At 35.9% G+C, this 18995-nt stretch carries 17 protein-coding genes and 1 pseudogene; 8 read left to right on the top strand and 10 right to left on the bottom strand.

Annotation, left to right across the window (positions count from 1 at the left end; genetic code table 11):
• Positions 1-8: 8 nt before the first annotated feature.
• Complete coding sequence (argR, locus tag ACPUVN_RS13565; protein WP_426369252.1) at positions 9-467, bottom strand: transcriptional regulator ArgR; 459 nt, start codon at positions 465-467, stop codon at positions 9-11.
• Between the two features lie 229 nt (positions 468-696).
• Here argR and mdh point away from each other — a divergent pair, with 229 nt between their 5' ends.
• Positions 697-1632: a malate dehydrogenase gene (gene mdh, locus ACPUVN_RS13560; protein WP_426369251.1), complete on the top strand. Its 936-nt coding sequence runs from the start codon at positions 697-699 to the stop codon at positions 1630-1632.
• A 99-nt stretch (positions 1633-1731) separates the two neighbouring features.
• On the opposite strand, the gene ispB is transcribed toward mdh, so the two are convergent.
• Positions 1732-2703 (bottom strand): octaprenyl diphosphate synthase, encoded by a 972-nt coding sequence (gene ispB, locus ACPUVN_RS13555; protein ID WP_426369250.1) that lies wholly within the window; start codon positions 2701-2703, stop codon positions 1732-1734.
• Positions 2704-2936: 233 nt separating this feature from the next.
• Between ispB and rplU the strand changes: the two genes are divergently transcribed.
• From rplU to folA, 4 genes are all read left to right on the top strand, one after another.
• Complete coding sequence (gene rplU / locus ACPUVN_RS13550) at positions 2937-3248, top strand: 50S ribosomal protein L21 (RefSeq protein WP_304367876.1); 312 nt, start codon at positions 2937-2939, stop codon at positions 3246-3248.
• A 16-nt stretch (positions 3249-3264) separates the two neighbouring features.
• Positions 3265-3522 (top strand): 50S ribosomal protein L27, encoded by a 258-nt coding sequence (gene rpmA, locus ACPUVN_RS13545; RefSeq protein ID WP_304367877.1) that lies wholly within the window; start codon positions 3265-3267, stop codon positions 3520-3522.
• Positions 3523-3654: 132 nt separating this feature from the next.
• Positions 3655-4815: an Obg family GTPase CgtA gene (gene cgtA / locus ACPUVN_RS13540; RefSeq protein ID WP_426359799.1), complete on the top strand. Its 1161-nt coding sequence runs from the start codon at positions 3655-3657 to the stop codon at positions 4813-4815.
• Positions 4816-5250: 435 nt separating this feature from the next.
• Positions 5251-5736 carry a type 3 dihydrofolate reductase gene (folA, locus tag ACPUVN_RS13535; protein WP_426359800.1) on the top strand — a complete coding sequence of 162 codons (486 nt, stop codon included), beginning with the start codon at positions 5251-5253 and terminating at the stop codon, positions 5734-5736.
• A gap of 89 nt (positions 5737-5825) precedes the next feature.
• On the opposite strand, the gene ACPUVN_RS13530 is transcribed toward folA, so the two are convergent.
• From ACPUVN_RS13530 to lptD, 7 genes and pseudogenes are all read right to left on the bottom strand, one after another.
• On the bottom strand, positions 5826-7844 hold the full coding sequence (locus ACPUVN_RS13530; protein ID WP_426359801.1) for a methyl-accepting chemotaxis protein: 2019 nt from the start codon (positions 7842-7844) through the stop codon (positions 5826-5828).
• 157 nt (positions 7845-8001) lie between these two features.
• The gene (locus ACPUVN_RS13525) at positions 8002-8829 is read right to left on the bottom strand and encodes a symmetrical bis(5'-nucleosyl)-tetraphosphatase (RefSeq protein WP_426359802.1); all 828 of its coding nucleotides are present in this window, start codon (positions 8827-8829) and stop codon (positions 8002-8004) included.
• A 2-nt stretch (positions 8830-8831) separates the two neighbouring features.
• Positions 8832-9215, bottom strand: a complete 384-nt coding sequence (gene apaG, locus ACPUVN_RS13520) for a Co2+/Mg2+ efflux protein ApaG (RefSeq protein ID WP_426359803.1) — start codon at positions 9213-9215, stop codon at positions 8832-8834.
• 3 nt (positions 9216-9218) lie between these two features.
• Positions 9219-10034 carry a 16S rRNA (adenine(1518)-N(6)/adenine(1519)-N(6))-dimethyltransferase RsmA gene (rsmA, locus tag ACPUVN_RS13515; protein WP_426359804.1) on the bottom strand — a complete coding sequence of 272 codons (816 nt, stop codon included), beginning with the start codon at positions 10032-10034 and terminating at the stop codon, positions 9219-9221.
• Positions 10034-11015, bottom strand: a pseudogene (pdxA, locus tag ACPUVN_RS13510) (4-hydroxythreonine-4-phosphate dehydrogenase PdxA). The gene rsmA and the pseudogene pdxA overlap by 1 nt, the downstream one beginning before the upstream one ends.
• Positions 11015-12313, bottom strand: coding sequence for a peptidylprolyl isomerase SurA (gene surA, locus ACPUVN_RS13505; protein ID WP_426359806.1), 1299 nt, complete (start codon positions 12311-12313; stop codon positions 11015-11017). Before surA ends, pdxA begins: the two are co-directional and overlap by 1 nt.
• A gap of 16 nt (positions 12314-12329) precedes the next feature.
• Positions 12330-14615 (bottom strand): LPS assembly protein LptD, encoded by a 2286-nt coding sequence (gene lptD / locus ACPUVN_RS13500; protein ID WP_426369249.1) that lies wholly within the window; start codon positions 14613-14615, stop codon positions 12330-12332.
• A gap of 362 nt (positions 14616-14977) precedes the next feature.
• On the opposite strand from lptD, the gene ACPUVN_RS13495 reads away from it, so the two are divergent.
• From ACPUVN_RS13495 to djlA, 3 genes are read left to right on the top strand one after another with little or no spacing between them, the layout of a single operon-like run.
• Positions 14978-16039, top strand: a complete 1062-nt coding sequence (locus tag ACPUVN_RS13495; protein ID WP_426369247.1) for an aminoglycoside phosphotransferase family protein — start codon at positions 14978-14980, stop codon at positions 16037-16039.
• Positions 16036-16797 carry an N-acetylmuramate alpha-1-phosphate uridylyltransferase MurU gene (gene murU / locus ACPUVN_RS13490; protein WP_426359809.1) on the top strand — a complete coding sequence of 254 codons (762 nt, stop codon included), beginning with the start codon at positions 16036-16038 and terminating at the stop codon, positions 16795-16797. The genes ACPUVN_RS13495 and murU overlap by 4 nt, the downstream gene beginning before the upstream one ends.
• Positions 16798-16844: 47 nt before the next feature.
• Complete coding sequence (gene djlA / locus ACPUVN_RS13485; protein ID WP_426369246.1) at positions 16845-17645, top strand: co-chaperone DjlA; 801 nt, start codon at positions 16845-16847, stop codon at positions 17643-17645.
• 262 nt (positions 17646-17907) lie between these two features.
• On the opposite strand, the gene ACPUVN_RS13480 is transcribed toward djlA, so the two are convergent.
• Positions 17908-18831, bottom strand: coding sequence for a DUF3530 family protein (locus tag ACPUVN_RS13480; RefSeq protein ID WP_426369245.1), 924 nt, complete (start codon positions 18829-18831; stop codon positions 17908-17910).
• Positions 18832-18995: the final 164 nt, after the last annotated feature.

Here is an 18995-nt window from a genome sequence, read left to right as displayed (position 1 = left end):
GGACAAAGTTAAAAGTTTTTAGAAAAAAGTACTTCTAATCTTTCAATCGTCTTTTGTATTTTTGTTACATCAGTTGGTGCTATAAATATAGTATCGTCACCCGCAATTGTTCCCAACACACCATCACTTTTACTTAAACTATCTAACAAGCGTGCAATTAATTGAGCTGCACCTGGGCTTGTTCGTATAATAATCATTACATCATTATGTTCAATATCTAAAACAAGTTGTTTAAGTGGGCTTTTAGCTGTTGGCACACTCAACTCTGCAGGTAAACAGTACACCATTTCTTGACGTGCATTGCGTGTTCTTACTGCACCAAATTTACTGAGCATTCTTGAAACTTTAGATTGACTAATGTTATCAAAATCTTGAGCTTTTAAAGCTTCTACAATTTCTCCTTGAGAGGCAAACTGCTCTTGTTTTAAGAGATCTTTAAAGGCTTGTACTAATGCTTCTTGTTTCAATGGAACCGCCAAATTATATTGTTTTACTGTGAAAAATACTGAGAAAACGTTAGCTTATTTAGTTAGAGCTTACTAAAGCTAACACTTGATTATATGGGGTTTTAATAAAAACGTCATTAAACTATAAGCTATATTGCATATTTATTAATAAAATTTGTTTTTTATTGGTCAATACTATATCTTTCATGCATCATTATTTACGTATTTACTCAAATAACGGAGACATCACATGAAAGTTGCTGTTTTAGGCGCTGCTGGCGGAATTGGCCAAGCATTATCTTTATTATTAAAAACTCAATTACCTGCGGGTTCTGAATTGTCATTATATGATGTTGCACCAGTTGTTCCTGGTGTTGCTGTTGATCTTAGCCACATCCCTACAGCTGTAACAGTTGAAGGTTTTGGTGCTGATAATTTAGCGGGTGCATTAACTGGTGCTGATATTGTTATCATTCCAGCGGGTATGCCACGTAAGCCAGGTATGGACCGTGCTGATTTATTCGCAGTAAATGCGGGTATTATCAAAACTTTAGCGGAAGGTATTGTTGCTAACTGTCCTAAAGCATTGGTTGGTGTTATCACTAACCCTGTAAACGGAACAGTTCCAATTGTTGCTGAAGTATTTAAAAAAGCAGGCACTTATGATGCTAAGCGTGTTTTCGGTATTACAACATTAGATGTTATCCGTTCTGAAGCGTTTATTGCTGAATTAAAAGGCTTAAATGTTGCTGAAGTTAAAGTTCCTGTAATCGGTGGTCACTCAGGTACAACTATTCTTCCTCTTCTTTCACAAGTTGAAGGCGTTACTTTTACTGATGAAGAAGTTGCTGCATTAACTCCTCGCATTCAAAATGCAGGTACTGAAGTTGTAAATGCTAAAGCTGGTGGTGGTTCTGCTACTTTATCAATGGGCGCTGCTGCTGCACGTTTTTGTTTGTCTTTAGTTAAAGGCTTACAAGGTGAAGACGTTGTAGATTATGCATATGTTGCTGTTGAAAATGGTGATGCTGCATACTTTGCACACCCAGTTCGTTTAGGTAAGAACGGCGTTGAAGAAATTTTATCTTATGGTGAGCTAAGTGCTTTTGAACAAAAAGCAAAAGATGATATGTTAGCGACACTTAACAATGATATTAATGAAGGTATTGATTTTATCAATAGCTAATTGATGGTTTAACTACTATCAAACATTAAAAAAAACCGCTCATTGAGCGGTTTTTTATTTTGTAAGTAACGCAAATATGTTGTTATTTAAAAAGCAATATTAAGCGGTTCTATTAGCTGCAATATGAGCTAATTCTACTAATGCTTGTTTGTATTCAGAATCAGGTAATGGGTTTAAGGATTTTATCGCTTTATCAGCTTCTTCTTCTGCTTTTTGCTGAGTATATTTTAAGGCACCTGTTTCTTCCATTGCCGTTAAAATAGCTTTTAAGTTGTCCATGCCATTACTATGCTCTATCGCATCACGTATTAGTTGTTTCTGAGCTTCTGAACCGTGTTTCATGGCATAAAGTAACGGTAATGTAGGTTTGCCTTCTGCTAAGTCATCACCTACGTTTTTTCCCATCTCTTTAGCGTCGGCAGTGTAATCCATAATATCGTCAACTAATTGAAATGCTGTACCTAAGTGTTTGCCATAATTAAGCATGGCAAGTTCAACGTCTTCAGGTTGATCTGATATTACAGCAGCTAAACGTGTTGCGGCTTCAAATAATTTAGCCGTTTTACAATAAATAACTTCTAAGTAACTTTCTTCTGTTGTATCAGGATCGTTACAATTCATTAATTGTAATACTTCACCCTCAGCTACTATGTTTGTAGCATCAGACAAAATATCCATAATGTTCATATTATTTAATTTTGTCATCATCTGAAAAGAGCGGGTATATAAGAAATCACCAACAAGTACACTCGCGCTATTACCAAATAATGCATTAGCAGTTTCCCTGCCTCTGCGCATATTTGACTCATCAACAACGTCATCATGTAACAAGGTTGCCGTGTGTATAAATTCAATAATAGCGGCAATAGAAATATGATCTTTACCTTTATAACCCAAAGCTTTAGCGGCTAAAACCGTTAGCATCGGACGCATGCGTTTACCACCAGCATTCACAATGTAAATACCAAGTTGGTTAATTAAAGCAACATCTGATTGAAGCTGAGAGTAAATAAGATCGTTAACTAATGACATATCGTCATTAGAAAGTAGTTGTATGTTTTTAAGATCCATAAAGCGTAGGGAATAACCTGTTTTCGTGATAAAATTTTTACAAGTGAAAGCATGAGTTTACACGATCTAGCGCCTAAATGAAGCGTACAATAACGACTCTTTTTAACGTAAGTAAAAATAATGATAAATGATCACTTTTATACTTGCCCTAGTCGATTTGTTAGCGTAGAATTCGCGCCCTATATTTTAAAAATCAAAGCGTCATACAAATGATGGCGCAGTACGGAGTAGCTATGTACGCGGTATTCCAGAGCGGTGGCAAACAGCATCGTGTAACTGAAGGTCAAACCCTTCGTCTAGAGAAACTTGAACTTGAAGTTGGTTCTTCAGTTGAGTTTGATAATGTTTTAATGATCGCTGATGGCGAAGCTATCAATGTAGGCGCGCCTTACATTGCTGGTGGTAAAGTTGTGGCTGAGATTGTATCTCAAGGTCGCGCTGACAAAATCAAGATTGTTAAATTTAAACGTCGTAAGCATTCACGTAAGCAAGCGGGCCATCGTCAATGGTTCACTGAAGTGAAAATTACTGGTATTAACGGCTAATTAGGAGCGCTATAAAATGGCACATAAAAAGGCTGCAGGTAGTACACGTAACGGTCGCGATTCAGAAGCTAAACGCCTAGGTGTTAAACGCTTTGGTGGTGAATCAATTTTGGCTGGTAACATTATTGTTCGTCAACGTGGAACAAAATTTCACCCAGGTACTAACATGGGTATCGGTAAAGACCATACATTATTTGCTTTAACTGACGGTAAAGTTCAGTTTGAAGTTAAAGGTCCTAAGAACCGTAAATTTGTAAGCATTGTTGCTGAGTAGTTTTATTTAATAACAATCACAAATTGTTCTAAAACCCGCGACTAGCGGGTTTTTTTTTGTAAAAATATTGTAAGTTTAAAAAATAGTTTATAATAGATCAAAAGTTAGCATCACTTGGAGTGTTGTACTGAAATGAAATTCGTTGATGAAGTTGAAATTAGAGTTGAAGCTGGAGACGGCGGAAATGGCTGCGTAAGCTTTCGAAAAGAAAAATATATCGAATTCGGTGGCCCTAATGGAGGTGACGGCGGAGATGGTGGCGATGTCTACTTAATGGCTGACGAAAGTTTAAATACACTTATCGACTACCGTTTTGAACGTTTTCATAGAGCAAAACGTGGAGAGAATGGTCGTAGCCGAGATTGTACAGGTAGAGGCTCAGAAGATTTAATATTAAAAGTTCCTGTTGGAACGCGTACTGTTGACGTTGATACAGGTGAACAGTTGGGCGATTTAACTCAACATGAACAAAAATTGTTAGTTGCTAAAGGCGGCTGGCATGGTTTAGGCAATAGCCGATTCAAAAGTAGTACTAACCGAGCGCCTCGTCAGAAATCTGATGGTACGCCAGGTGAAATAAGAAATTTACAACTTGAGTTACTTTTATTAGCAGACGTTGGTCTTTTAGGCTTACCTAATGCAGGTAAATCTACCCTTATTCGTAGTGTTTCTGCGGCGAAACCAAAAGTTGCTGATTACCCGTTTACCACTTTAGTACCTAATTTAGGTGTTGTGAGATTAGACAGCCAACGTAGTTTTGTTATTGCTGATATTCCTGGTCTTATTGAAGGTGCCGCTGATGGTGCTGGTTTAGGTACTCAGTTCTTAAAGCATCTTGAACGTTGTCGTATCTTACTTCATATTATTGATATATTACCTGCGGATGGTTCAGATCCTCTTGAAAATGCTCTTACTATTATTAGTGAGTTAGAGCAACATTCTCCTGAATTAGCTGGTAAGCCAAGATGGGTTGTCTTTAATAAACTTGATTTATTATTAGAAGATGAAGCTCAAGAAGTTATGGACAGAGTGATTGAAGGTTTAGCTTGGGAAGGACATATTCAAAGTATTTCAGCCTTTGCTAAAACAGGTACAGAAAAGCTTTGTTATAACGTTATGGACTTTATTGAAGCATTACCTAAGGTTACTGAAGAAGAAATCATTGATGGTAAGTCAGTTGAATTTAAATGGGATACGTATCATGAAGATGCAATGTCTGATTTAACCGACGACTTAGATGATGAAGAGTGGGACGAAGATGATTACGATGTAGAAGTTGAATATCGTAAGTAGTTCAAATTCAATTTAAGTATAAATATTCAACTTAATACTTGAATTCAAGAACGTTAAAAAGGTGTAGAGATGATTATCTCACACCTTTTTTAATATATAGCCGTTATCATTCAAAATGCTGGTTTCAGAGTGGTAATAGACACTTAATACCAAACGGATTAATTTATTGAGCAACTTAGAGCTACATTATCAAGCTTAGAACAAGCAAAATTGATTAAACATAGTTATTCTATATTTTTTTAATTTTGTGATGTTATCAGTTTGCTAATGAGCTCCCGAAGGGCGAGAATTTAAAGGCTCATATGCCGCGTTATTGATTTTGACAAGGGAATAACCATTCTCTTCAATCAATGTCTCGCCTCTAAGCCTTTAAATTCTCGCTAAGTGAGCAATAAATAAATCCGTTTGGTATAACTTATTTAGCAGACTAAAAATATGACAATACTCTCTATGGTAGTGGCAACAGCCAATAATCGTATTATCGGAAAAGATAATGACATGCCTTGGCATTTACCTGCTGATCTTGCTTATTTTAAGAAAACAACTTTAGGTAAGCCAGTTATTATGGGGCGAAAAACCTATGAGTCGATAGGGCGTCCATTACCAGGTAGACAAAATATTGTTATCTCGCGTGATGAAAATTATAAAGCTGAAGGTATTGAAACGGTAATCTCTGTAGATGCAGCTTTAGCTTTGGTGAATGATGTAGAAGAAGTTATGGTGATAGGTGGAGGCGCAATTTATCAACATTGTTTACCAGCCGCCGACCGTTTATACATTACCCATATAGAAGCTGAGATTGAAGGTGATACACAATTCCCATTTTATGATACAAATATATGGAAAAAGGTGAGTAGCACTAAGCGTCTGGCGGATGATAAAAACCACTATAACTTAGATTTTTGTGTGTACGAGAAATAGAATTATTTCAGTATCGTTGAATAGAATTAAATAATCGAAAAAAAACCGCTAATTAGCGGTTTTTTTAGGTAAGCTTTTTAACTAAATATCTATAGTTTAAACTCTTGTACTGATTGCTGTAATTCTTCCGCTAATTTAGCGACTTCATCGGTAGATTCAGAGGTTTGTTTAGAACCTTCTGTTGTTTGTTCTGCAATCGCAACAATAGACTCTAAGTTACTACTTATTTCATGTGCCACCATGCTTTGTTCTTCTGCTGCCGTAGCGATTTGAGATGAACGGTCGTAAGCTTCATGAACAGCATGAGTAATCGTATCTAGCGCTTTCTCTGCTTCTTGGCTTTGCTCTACACAATTTGCCGCTTGCTCTTTACCAGTATCCATAACAGATACCGCTTTTTCAGCACCTGTTTGCAAGGCGGTGATCATGGTTTGAATTTCTTGAGTCGATTCTTGTGTTCTACTAGCAAGTGTACGAACTTCATCAGCAACAACAGCAAAGCCTCGACCATGTTCACCAGCTCGTGCTGCTTCAATCGCTGCATTTAATGCTAATAAGTTAGTTTGGTCAGCAATACCTCTTATAACGTCAAGAATACCACCGATAGAAGCGCTGTCTTGCTGTAGTCGATTAATCACTTGCGAAGCATCTTCAACTTCATTAGCTAATAACTGAATAGTGTTACGGTTACGTTCAGATATAATTCGTACGCGTTCAGCTTCATTATCGGCTTGTTTAATTTCATTCAAAGCATCGTTAGCACTTGTTAACACTGATTGAGCGGTACTACTCATTTCTGTAGTAGCAGATGCTGCTTGTTCTACTTGAGCTCTTTGTTCTTCGATTGCGGTACTACCTTGAGAAGTAATCGCTGATGTTTGTTCTGCCGCTGTTGCTAGTTGAATAGAGCGGCTAACAATACTTTGTATTAAGCTACGTAAACTATCGATAAGTAAATTACAGTTTTTTGATAACTGTGCAAATTCGTCATGACCTGACTCATCTAGTTTTCTTGATAAATCACCCGAAGCTACAACATTTAGCATTTCATTTACTCGGCTAAGTGGACGAGTAATACTAATGAGTGTTGCCCAAGCAATACCAATAGCAAACAGAAGTGAAATGATCATTATCGCTGTAGTTTGAGTTGTTCCACTTGATACGGCATCATCAACGAGTTGGCTTGCTTTACTTGTTGTTTCATTAGCCAGCTTAACTTGTGTGACTAAAAGTTCGTTAACAATGGCTATGTCATTTTCCGCAGCAGATAGTTTTGTCGTCGCTAGCTCTAGAGCTTTTAACTGTAAAGCTTTATTGTTGAAAATACTGTTGTTTTCAGAAAGTAACTCATGCAAGCTAAGTAGTGAATCTGATAATTCAACTGAAACATCTGTTAGGCCGTTATTATTAAGGTCGCTAATAACATCTTGGATAGAGATATCTAGTTGAGCAAGTATGTTTTTCATTTCGTTCGCAACTAACTCGACAGTAACACTATCTTTTAAACCTCTGTATTCAAAGGCTGAGCTAACAATAGCATTAAATTGAGTTTCTATAGTTTCGGCTAAACCAACAGTTCGTCTTAATTCGGTATCTGCTAATTCATGATCAGCAAGATCAACAAGTAAAGTTACAGCGTCATCAGATTTTTCTTCTAATTCATCAATTCTGTCTGATAATAATAGGGTTTGTTCAATCGATATTTTTCGGTTTTGGTAAACGCCATCTACATCTTTTAATAAAGATTGATATAAATCTTCAACCTTTTGAAGATTACTTAATAACTGTTGTTTTGAAGTAACAATTCTTTTTAAATCGGTTAATTCAGTCGCGAATGCTGCTTCTGTGTTTTCAAGCAGAGTTAATTGCTCTGCTAAAGGCTCTAAATCTGTAAGGTAATAACCTTTTAAAGTTAGGTTACCCATTAAAGAAAGCTTATTTGCAAGAGTATTACTGGCTTTTAGAGTAGGAATTGCTACCGTATTTTGTTCATCTGTGGAGAGTTGAATGGTATTTAAATTACTTAAAGAAAAGAGGCTGGTAGCTATTAAAAAAATAGAAATAATGGTGAAGCCACCAATTATCTTTATCGCGACTGTTAAATTCATATATTTCACCCAGTAAAGTTACATCTGACAATATTATTATTGTTATCGACTTATTTTCTTAAAAGTTGAGTCATTTTATTAATTCTTCCCTGAACAGATATTACTTTACCTGATCTAGTTATGAATTCAACTCATTACTGGATAATCTTTAATGAAATTAAGAGCTTTTGTGAACATGATGTAAATATTCTTGAGTGAATAGTTGTTTGTCATGCCAGCGGAGTAATGTTAAATGATTTCCCCATACGCAACCTGTATCTAAAGCAAAAGCATTTGGATTAGAGCAGCTTCCTAAAAGGGCTGCCCAATGACCAAAAATCCAATGTACACTTTCTAAATGATCTGGAAAATCAAACCAAGGGTTTAGGTTTTTAGGGGAACTTTTAGGTGTACTTTTATGTTCAAAATCTAATGAGCCGTCTTTATAACAAAAACGCATACGAGTGAGAGAATTGATAGTGAAACGAAACTTTTCTATTTCTGTTTCCGCTTTATCCCAGCTGTTAGGGGTTTCACCGTACATTGAGCTTAACCACTTTACTCGATTTTTAGAGCTAAGGTGCTTTTGAGCTTTTTTTGCTTGTTTTAAAGCGGTAGCTGGAGTCCATTGTGGTGATAAACCCGCATGAGACATGTAAACATCTTCGTTAGGGATTTTTTGTATAAGTGGTTGGTTAGAAAGCCATTCCATAATGTTATCAACATCAGGAGCATTTAAAATATCGGTTAGATGATCTTTAACTTTAACTTTTTTGAGTTTGTAGTAAGTAGCCAATAGGTGTAAATCATGATTACCTAATACGACTTTTGCAGAGGATCCAAGCGAAATGATAAATCGGAGTGTTTCAAGTGATTGTGTACCACGGGCAACCATGTCGCCAGCTACCCATAGTTCATCTTCTTTTTTATTAAAATTAACTTGTTCAAGTAATAGGGATAATTCAGAAAAGCAGCCTTGAATGTCTCCTACAAAATAAATCGCCATAACTAATGAATAATATTAGGCAATGCTAGCTGAAATACCGGAATATCTATAATGCTTGTTACTTGATTATCATCTTCAACTTGATAATAGCCTTGCATAGTACCCAATGGCGTTTTTAATAAACAACCACTGGTATAAGTATAACTAGTACCAGGAATAATATGAGGCTGTTCACCTACTATTCCACTACCTTCAACAGTTGATGTTTCACCATCAGCATCAGTAATTAACCAATAACGACTCATTACCTGAAATGCCTTTTCGGTATTGTTTGTAATGGTAATGGTATAGCTAAATACAAACTGAGAATCACTTGAACTTGATTGCTCTGCTATGAACTTAGTTTGTACTGATACTGTCTCTAAAGAGGTACTTTCTTGTGTCATAAATTATTTAATTTCAGTAGGGTTATCGGAAAGGTAATTTGCGATTCTAATAAAATCATCAACGGCTAAGTTTTCAGGACGTAAAGTCGCATCAATATTTAAATCTTGTAAAATTTCATGAGATATTAACTTTTTAAAGCTATTTCTGATGGTTTTTCTACGTTGGTTAAATGCACTTAAACATACTGTATTTAGCATTTTAATGTCTTTAACAGGATTTTTGATATTGGTATGCGGAACTAATCTTACAATCGCAGAATCTACTTTAGGTGCCGGAGTAAAATGCTCTGGACCTATTTCCATAACTGGAATTACCTGACATTGGTATTGTGTCATTATTGATAATCGGCCAAAAGATTTACTGTTTTCGCCTGACGCCATACGCTCAACTACTTCTTTTTGAAGCATGAAGTGCATGTCTTTTACATTTTCTTTAAAGCTTAATAAATGAAAAATAAGCGGTGTAGAGATGTTATACGGTAAATTACCGAATATTCTTAATGGTTGTTCGTCTTTAACCAAACTAGCAAAATCAAATTTAAGAGCATCAGCTTCATAAATTGTTAATTTTGGGGCTAAAAAAGGGTGATGTCTTAAACGATGTGCTAAATCTCTATCTAATTCAACTACGGATAAGTTGCCAGCACGTTCAACAACAGGTTCTGTTAATGCGCCTAAGCCTGGACCTATTTCTACTAAATTTTCATTAGGTTCAGGATTGATTGCATCAACAATTTTTTCAATAACCATTTCGTTATTAAGAAAGTTTTGACCGAACCTTTTTTTTGCTTGATGGCCTAAATGTATACTTGAATTCATTATTGATTATTCACTAATTCGATGGCTGTTTTTAATGCTTCGATCATGCTACCTGCGTCAGCAACATTTTTCCCTGCTAAATCTGTAGCAGTTCCATGATCAACTGACGTTCTAATAAAAGGTAAGCCTAGGGTTATATTTACTGAAGAGCCAAAGCCTTTGTATTTAAGAACAGGTAAGCCCTGATCGTGATACATAGTTAATATTGCGTCAGCTTCTTTTAGATATTTTTTCTTGGAAAATAGTATCAGCAGGTAATGGACCTATTAAATTCATTCCTTCTGCTCTAAGAGCATCTAATGTTGGGTTCATTACTTCAATTTCTTCACGACCTAAGTGGCCACCTTCACCTGCATGAGGATTAATACCACATACATAAATTGCAGGGTTTTCAATACCAAACTTATTAACTAAATCTTTATGTAAGATTGAAGTCACTTGATGAAGTCTGTCAGGCGTTATTGCTTTTGATACATAAGCAAGCGGGATATGTGTAGTAACAAGTGCTACACGTAATCCTTCAGTTGCTAACATCATCACAACGTCTGAACAGTTAGCTTGGTGAGCAAAGTATTCGGTATGACCACTAAAGGCTATACCAGACTGATTGATCAAACCTTTGTGAACCGGACCTGTAACCACAGCATCAAATTCACCTTGCATATTTTTCTCACAGGCGACTCTTAATGTTTCTACAACATAAGCACCATTGGTAGGGTTAAGCTCACCAGGAACGCAAGGTTCCGCTAGTTCAACAGGTAAAATAGTTAATGTACCTGGCTGTGAAAGTTGTGCTGGTAATTCCGGATCATAAGAAATAAGTGTTAGCGGTAAATTTAATAACGCCGCTCTTTCTTTTAATAGATCTGGTGAAGCAACAACAATCAATTGTGCCGGCCATGATAATTGTGCCATCGCTATGACTAAGTCTGGGCCTATTCCAGCAGGTTCACCAGGTGTTATTGCTATTCGACTTGTCATTATCGAGTTCCACCATCAATAACTTCGATGTAAGCTTCTTCACGTGTTTCTTTGATCCAACGTGCGCTTTCCATTCCAAACTTTCTGTTGTAAATGATATTTTGTGCTTTAATCTCATTCATTTGATCTGTCGTATCTTGCATTCTTCTACCCGTTAATTGAGTAATATGCCAACCGAATGATGAACGGAAAGGTTTACTGTATTGATCTACTTTTAATCCTGCTAATGCGGTACTAAAAGCAGGGTCATAGTTTTTAGGATCTGACCAGCCTAAATCACCACCACGAACGGATGTTGGACCTTCAGAGAACTCTTTCGCTAGTTCAGCAAAGTCTGCTTCGCCTGCCGCAATTTTATCTAAGAATCCTTGGAGTGTAGCTTCAGCTTTTGCTTCGCTCATGATCACAGAAGGTTTGATTAAAATATGTCTTGATTTTACTTCTTCTATTTCAACTATTTCTCTACCGCGGATATCAAGTATTTTTACAATACTAAAACCTAAGCCTGTACGAATTGGACCAACAACTGTGCCTTTTTCTTTACCATCAACTAACTCAGAAAATAGAGTTGGCATTTCGTTAATACTTTTCCACCCCATATCACCACCGTCTAGTGCTGTTTCATCACCTGAAGATGCAATGGCTATTTTAGTAAAGTCACTACCGTCATTAAGTAACTCTATAACCTTTTGAGCGCGGTCTTTTTCAGTAATAATTTGCTCTTGACTTGGTTCACCAGGAAAAGCGATTAAGATATGTCCTAAGTGATACTCAATATTGTCGCTTGTTTGTTCTTTCATTAAACCAAGTAAGTTATTAATTTCTTGTGGTGATACATAAATGCGTCTACCTACACTTGAACGTTTAACTTCGTTAGTGATAATTTCATTTCTAACATTCTCACGGTAAGTGTCGTAGTCAGTACCGCTAGCAATAATTGTTTGGCGGAACTGCTCCAAACTTAATTTGTTTTCCCCAGCGATGTTTGAAATTGTTTGATCAAGTTGTGCATCACTAATTTGAACACCCATACGCTCACCAATTTGTAGAAGTAACTCTGTTGTAATGAGTTTATCTATAACTTGGGTGCGTAATGCTTTGTCTGAAGGTAAGCTTTGGTTATTTAATTCAGATTGTTGCTTAATATCTTTTATTAAAGCCGTTACTTCAGACTTTAAAACAACGCCGGTATTTACAATCGCTGCAACACGGTCAAGTTCAACCTCTTTAGCGTTAGTTTGAAATGTTGTTACTAGGCAAGTTGTTATAAAGGTTAATGCTGATAATGTATTTTTCATATTCAGTTAAATTCTTTTAATTATTGAGAAAGTAAGGGCGCTTATAGCCAAATATACTTGAGTTAAACATGTCTGATATAGTATCTGATGTTTGTGAACTGTTCACACCATTATATACAAAATTAAGTTTAAATCCGCTATCAAATTCATCGCGACTATCAATGTCAGTTAGGTTGCCTTGCGTTTCATCAATCGTTGAATTGATGGCTCGGTGGAAGGATAAACGTATCCCCCAACAACAACTGCTGTACTGTACACCCAAATAACTTTCTAAACTTCTTTTGTTTTGAAGGTCTTGTGTTACTTGGCCAACGATCTGCCAATTTGGGTCTATATTTACATTACTTAATAGTGATAATTGCTCAAGTCTAATACCTGAGACATTACGAGTATAACGATGGTTCAATTGAATTGTCTGATTTTTACTAAATTGGTAATCAATCTTGCTTTGGCTTTTATTCGTTTTATTGGTTTTGGTGTTGTATTGAATGTCGCCAGTGAACTCCCAACGGTCATTTATTTTTGCGTAAATCTCAGTGGCTAAAGCAGATTCACTCACAGCAATATTTTGTGATGTGTCACTCTCTAATGATGCTTCATCGGTATTTAAGAAAACAATTCTACCTAAACTGACTCTTAATCTTTCTTGACTTTGAGGATCCAAAATACGTGTAGTTAAACCCCAAGAATATTGATTTGCTTCAGCAATTCTATCTAAACCACTGAATCGTCTATCCCTAAATAAGCCATCAAAGTCATCTTGTAATGAGGTGGTATCGTATAGAGCTATAGCGCTTTGGTCTTTGTCTGGTATGTATAAGTATTGTAATTGTGGTTCTAGTGTTTGAGTATAGGTTTGATCGCCAAAGGTTAGGGCTTTTTCAAAGTTCATACCACCGTGGATCCTAACTTTAGGTAAGGTACGGCTAACTTTTTCTTCAAGTAAACTCGTGGCAACAATATTATCTTGTCGATAAGTGGTTTGCAGTACTTTAAGCTCAGAATTAAGGAACCAAGCGGGGCGAGTTATAGGTAAAGTAACGCCTGCTTCAAAGTGATAACGCTCTGCTGTCGGTAAATCAACTTCTTCTGTAATAAAACGTGTCATTTCAGAATACATGTTAAATACAGCATTGCCAAAAGGCAGTGCCTGACTTTTGCTAAGCTCGATATGAGGTTCTGTTTGATAACTTGGCGTATGGTTACCTAAAATTTCGAAATCTTGTAATTTAACAGTCGCGCTCCATGTATCACCAAAATAAGATAATTCACCAATTTGGTATAGGTAAGCGTCGTTAGAGTTATATTGTTCGCTGTCTAAATCGACTAAATAGTTATCATCACTAATCGTTGTATAGTCTACATATGCACGAAAACGATCTGAAAAAGTACCTACATGTTGTATACGTGCTAAATAACGAGGATCTTCATTTTGAGTTAACTTGATATCTCTATTGAGATATTCAACATCGATAACACCAGACTGTTGTCCCATTAAATACCTAAATTCAGTATTTAATTGTGTGCCACGCTCAGACATATAACGTGGTGTTAAGGTGGCATCGAAGTTCTCGGCTATGTTCCAATAATAAGGAACACTAACTTCAAATCCAGAACTACTCGATGTTTTAATATTAGGATACAAGATACCTGAGTGACGCTCATCACCAATCGGCATAGTAAAGTAGGGTACGTAAAAAACAGGAATATCAAATACTTCAAACTTTGCGTTATAGGCTTCTAACTGTTTATCTGCAGTATTTATCGTTATTTCACTGGCATTAATACTCCAGTCAGGTGTTTCACCAAAACAAGTGGTAAAAGACGAATCAACCAATGTTAAAACACCATCTTGATTAACTGATATTGTTTTTGCTGAGCCGTGTCCCGCATTTGCGGTTAATTGATACGAGGTATCGCTTAAGGTTGTACCACCCGCTGCTCTACTTGCATTAAGTTGTGAAGCAAAAACATCAATTCCTGTATTCTGGAAGTGAATGTTACCTTCGGCATTAATTAGTAAATCTTGTCTATTTAGTTCTATTTGATCTGCCACTATAGCTTCTGTTGGAGTAAGTAAGGTTACACCACCAGTAAATCTCGCGAACTGATTTTTTTCTATTTGAGTAAATTTAGAAGTGATCGTAATTGATTGGCTGTTTGTATTAACATCTTGATACGATAACTTGTCGAAACTTGGTATTGGGCAGTGTTCGCCCAGACGGAAATCATCACTGGCAAAAGCATATTGAGTGCTAAATAAACCTAAAAAAAGCAATGTAGTAGTTTGGGGGAAAGACATTTATATTCCGAAAATTAGCTTTTAATTATAATTTATAGAGGAGAAATTTAATTTTCGCGTATTTTAACGTTAAATTTCACAATAATATAGTTATTATGATTTTCATATTAAAAAGATATGACAATCATGTGACATATAGGCTTAACTTTCAAATTTATAATGCTGTATTTACCACGAGGCGTGATGATTTATATCCTAAATTACTAAAGCATAGCCTTAAATGCCAATCAAAAGCTAAATTATTAAAAACCTAGCAATATTCATACTATTTTACTCTTTAACAAGAATAAAGGCTTTGTATTGCTTATGTTATTGTTGAAATTTTCATATAATACATAAAATATAATTTTAAGGGTTAACTATTGAATCAGTCTCGTTTATCACTTCTTGAAGAATGGCTATGTAACTACTTTAAGCTCGATTCAATTACCTTAAAAGCTTTAACTGGCGATGCTGGTTTCAGAAAATATTATCGATTTTCTATTAGCGGGCAACCTTATATTGCCGTTGATGCTATTCCAGATAAGTCTAACAATTTAGCTTTTGTTGAAATTCAACAGGTACTACATCAACAAAATATTAATGTACCCAATATTATTACCTATGACTTAGCGCAAGGTTTTTTGTGTTTAAGTGATTTTGGCAACGCGTTGTTTAGTGATTTATTAACTTTAGATAATATGGACGCTTCTTATAAAGAGGCAATAAAATTATTACCATTAATTGCTGGATCAGCGATACCTACAAATTATAAATTACCACGCTACGACGCTGACTTTGTACATCTGGAATGTAATATCTTTAGTGAATGGTTATTAGGTACGCATTTAAATATCAATCTTAGTGAACAAGAACGCTCTCAGCTTCATACGTGTTTTACAGTACTCGTTGGTAATGCTTTAGAGCAACCACAAGTTGTTATGCATCGTGATTTTCATAGTCGAAACCTGATGATACTTAACTCAAGTGAAGTAACCCAAGACCTTGGTGCTATTCAATTAGGTGTTATCGATTTTCAAGATGCTGTTATCGGACCTATAACTTACGATATTGTCTCATTACTAAGAGATTGTTATGTAAAATGGCCTAACGATAAAGTGACAGGATTATTTCAGTACTTTTGTCAGTTGATGGATATAGAGAATAAATACCCAAACATAAGTCAAGCTCAATGGCAGCGTTGGTTTGACTTAATGGGAATGCAACGTCATGTGAAAGCGAGTGGCATTTTTGCTCGCCTATATCATCGTGATGATAAAACTGGTTACCTCCAAGATATTCCATTAACCCTATCGTATATTGTTGATATCAGTGCTAAGTATTCTGAGTTGAGCTTTTTACATGATTTAGTTTTACATAAAGTTATACCCGCATTAGCAGAAAAAGAGTTAAAAAAAGTCGATACAGAGGATCATTCTTTATGAAAGCTATGATCCTAGCTGCAGGTCGTGGTGAAAGAATGCGTCCATTAACGGATAGCTTGCCAAAACCTATGTTAAAAGTGGCAGGCATTCCATTAATTGAACATCATATTATTAAATTAGCTCAAGCAGGTATTACCGATATAGTGATTAATCATGCTTGGTTAGGTGATAAAATTGAAAACTATTTAAAAGACGGTAGTCAGTGGGGCGTTTCAATAAAATATAGTCGAGAAAGTGAAGGTGGGCTAGAAACTGCGGGTGGCATTATTAACGCTTTACCTTTATTACTAGAAAACACTGATGCTAATGCTCCATTCTTAGTTGTAAATGGTGATGTTTATACCGATTTTGATTTTGCTGACATCAAGCCTCTTACTGAAGATTGCTTAGCTAATATTTGGTTGGTTAAAAACCCTGAACATAATAGTAAAGGTGACTTTTTATTAGCTGACATAGCAAGTATGAATGTAAATAATTCAGATATTAGTGAAAGCAGCGACTCGCAGAAAGTTAGAAATATAACAGCCAAAATTACAGACAAAACAGAGCCATTACCGTTTACTTTTAGTGGTATTGGCTTATACAAACCTGAGTTTTTTAATGCCCACAAGAATGAAAATATTTTAGCTTTAGGTCCATTACTGAGAGAAGCCGCCGATAATCAGCAACTTTCTGGTAAACTACTCACATGCCATTGGACTGATGTAGGAACACCTGAGCGATTAGATGAGCTTAATCGAATAGTCTCAGGAAAGTAACAAACAATCTATCAAACAACGAACGAATATAAGAGTGTAAATATCAAATGAGAATTTGGGGAAAAGTTTTAGGTGGTTTATTTGGCTTTATGCTGAGTAAGAACATTTTTGGTGCATTACTTGGCATTTGGCTAGGTCATCGTTTCGATAAAGGTTTAGGTCTTAACTTTAATAACTTATCAGGTGGTGGTTTTACTGAAGAAGACAGACAACAAGCTTTCTTCGATACCACTTTCTCGGTAATGGGCTATGTAGCGAAAGCAAATGGTGTTGTTAGCTCACAAGAAATTGCTTTTGCCACAGCTTATATGGATAAACTTTCTTTAAAAGGCGCGTTAAGGCAACAAGCTCAAAATGCTTTTAGAGAAGGTAAAAGTACAGCCTTCCCATTAGATGAACGCTTGAAAGATTTTACGAACAAGTGTGGCAGACGTCATGACTTGTTACTTATGTTTTTAGAAATTCAAATTCAAGTCGCTTTCGCTGACGGCACGTTAGATAGCGAAGAAAGAGCAGCACTTCATCAAATAGCTAAACTGTTAGGTTTTTCTGTAAGAGACTTAGATAGATTACTTGAAATGATCATTGCAGGCGATCGCTTTAATGGTCAAGGAGGACAACGTCCTCAATCAACTAAATCACAACTTAGCAACGCTTATAAAGTTTTAGGTTGTTCGGCTGATATGACAGATCAAGAAATCAAAAAAGCGTATCGTAAACTCATGTCTCAAAATCATCCTGATAAGCTCGTCGCTAAAGGTTTACCACCAGAGATGATGGAAACAGCTAAGGAAAAAGCACAAGATATTCAAGCAGCATACGAAACAGTGACGAAAGCAAGAGCTTAGAGCAAAGCCTTCGATATTTTGGTCTTTGTCCGACAAATGGCCTGTTATTAATTAAATCTAGTTAAAAACTTAATAACAGGTGATGCTAATGTTCATATAAACCTTCCATAACATCATTCCCTTTTCTATAAAAATGCTTTTTTAGCTAGTATTAACTATTCAATCTAAGCTAAAAGCGAATGTTCTAATTGATGACTCAAGTTATTGAGTTGTTCTCACATTCAACGTTCTTTGGTATTTAATAAGTTCAGTCTCCAAAAAATTACCAACCTATACTTTTTAACCAACCATTAATCTCTATGATCAAGCTCTGTTCAGGGTAATAACCTGGCATTATATTCGATAGGCTTTTCTGTCGATAAAAGACTTTTAATTCTTTATTGGAGTATTTTTTTCTTAATAACGCATTTTCTAAAACTGACCGACTGTCCCTTTTTAATATTAAATCTAAAATAGGTAATTCTGATGTCGCAATATTATGGGCAAAGGTATCGTTTTCTAAATGTGAATACATACCTCCACTCAAGATAACTAAGGTACTAGGTAATAACTCTTCATTGTTTTTATATAAATCAATTAGCATTGCTGCTTGGCTACCTTGAGTGATCACAAGAAAGATCCCAGGATAGTCTTTAGCTTTTTTCATTACCTCCATCATCAAGCTTTTTAATTCATTTTTATAAGGCATTAGCGCGACTTTATTTTGCTCTGCCAGTTCAGATTGAGTTGATGCAGAAGAAGGGTAGTTGCTAGGCTTATTAGGCGACTGAATACTGAGAGTTGCCCATCCATGAGTTGGCAATTCTTTTCTTAAAAAATTAAGGGCTTTGGCATTAGTGAGGCCTTGCTGCCAATCAGGTATTAAAATAGCGACACCTTTATCGTTTTTAGTCGAGCTGGTGCCTTTTATCAGGGTATATTCGTTATCACCCGCTTTGAGTAATTCAACTTCATTGCTTGGTAAGTAATGATTTAAATCTTGTTTTTGCAGCTCGAAAGAACTAATAGGTTGGGCTATTTTGATATCACTACGTTGTAATTTTCCAGAGCCATCTTTAGTTGCATTTTCTTGTTCATCGCTCTTGGCTGGTTCTTCTTGAAAGTAGAAAAAAGCGTGTGCTTGTGAAATACCTAAAACATGAGGTAATAAAGAGAAAAGGGCAGTAATGAGAAAAAGTCGGAACAATGTAAATCCTTATAGAAATCTAATGTAGTCACTATAACTCATAGTATCGACCCAGATTCTTGTTTACTTAATAAAATAAGTTGATAAGTAAGTGTAGATGTTTTGCAAGGAAGTGGAAAACCTAAAGTTGAGATCATTCATTCTACTCAGCATTTAGGTCTTGC

The organism is Pseudocolwellia antarctica (assembly GCF_049933045.1).
Classification (GTDB): domain Bacteria; phylum Pseudomonadota; class Gammaproteobacteria; order Enterobacterales; family Alteromonadaceae; genus Pseudocolwellia.
The sequence above is the reverse complement of the archived record's forward strand: the minus strand, read 5'-3'. Positions and strand labels throughout refer to the sequence as shown.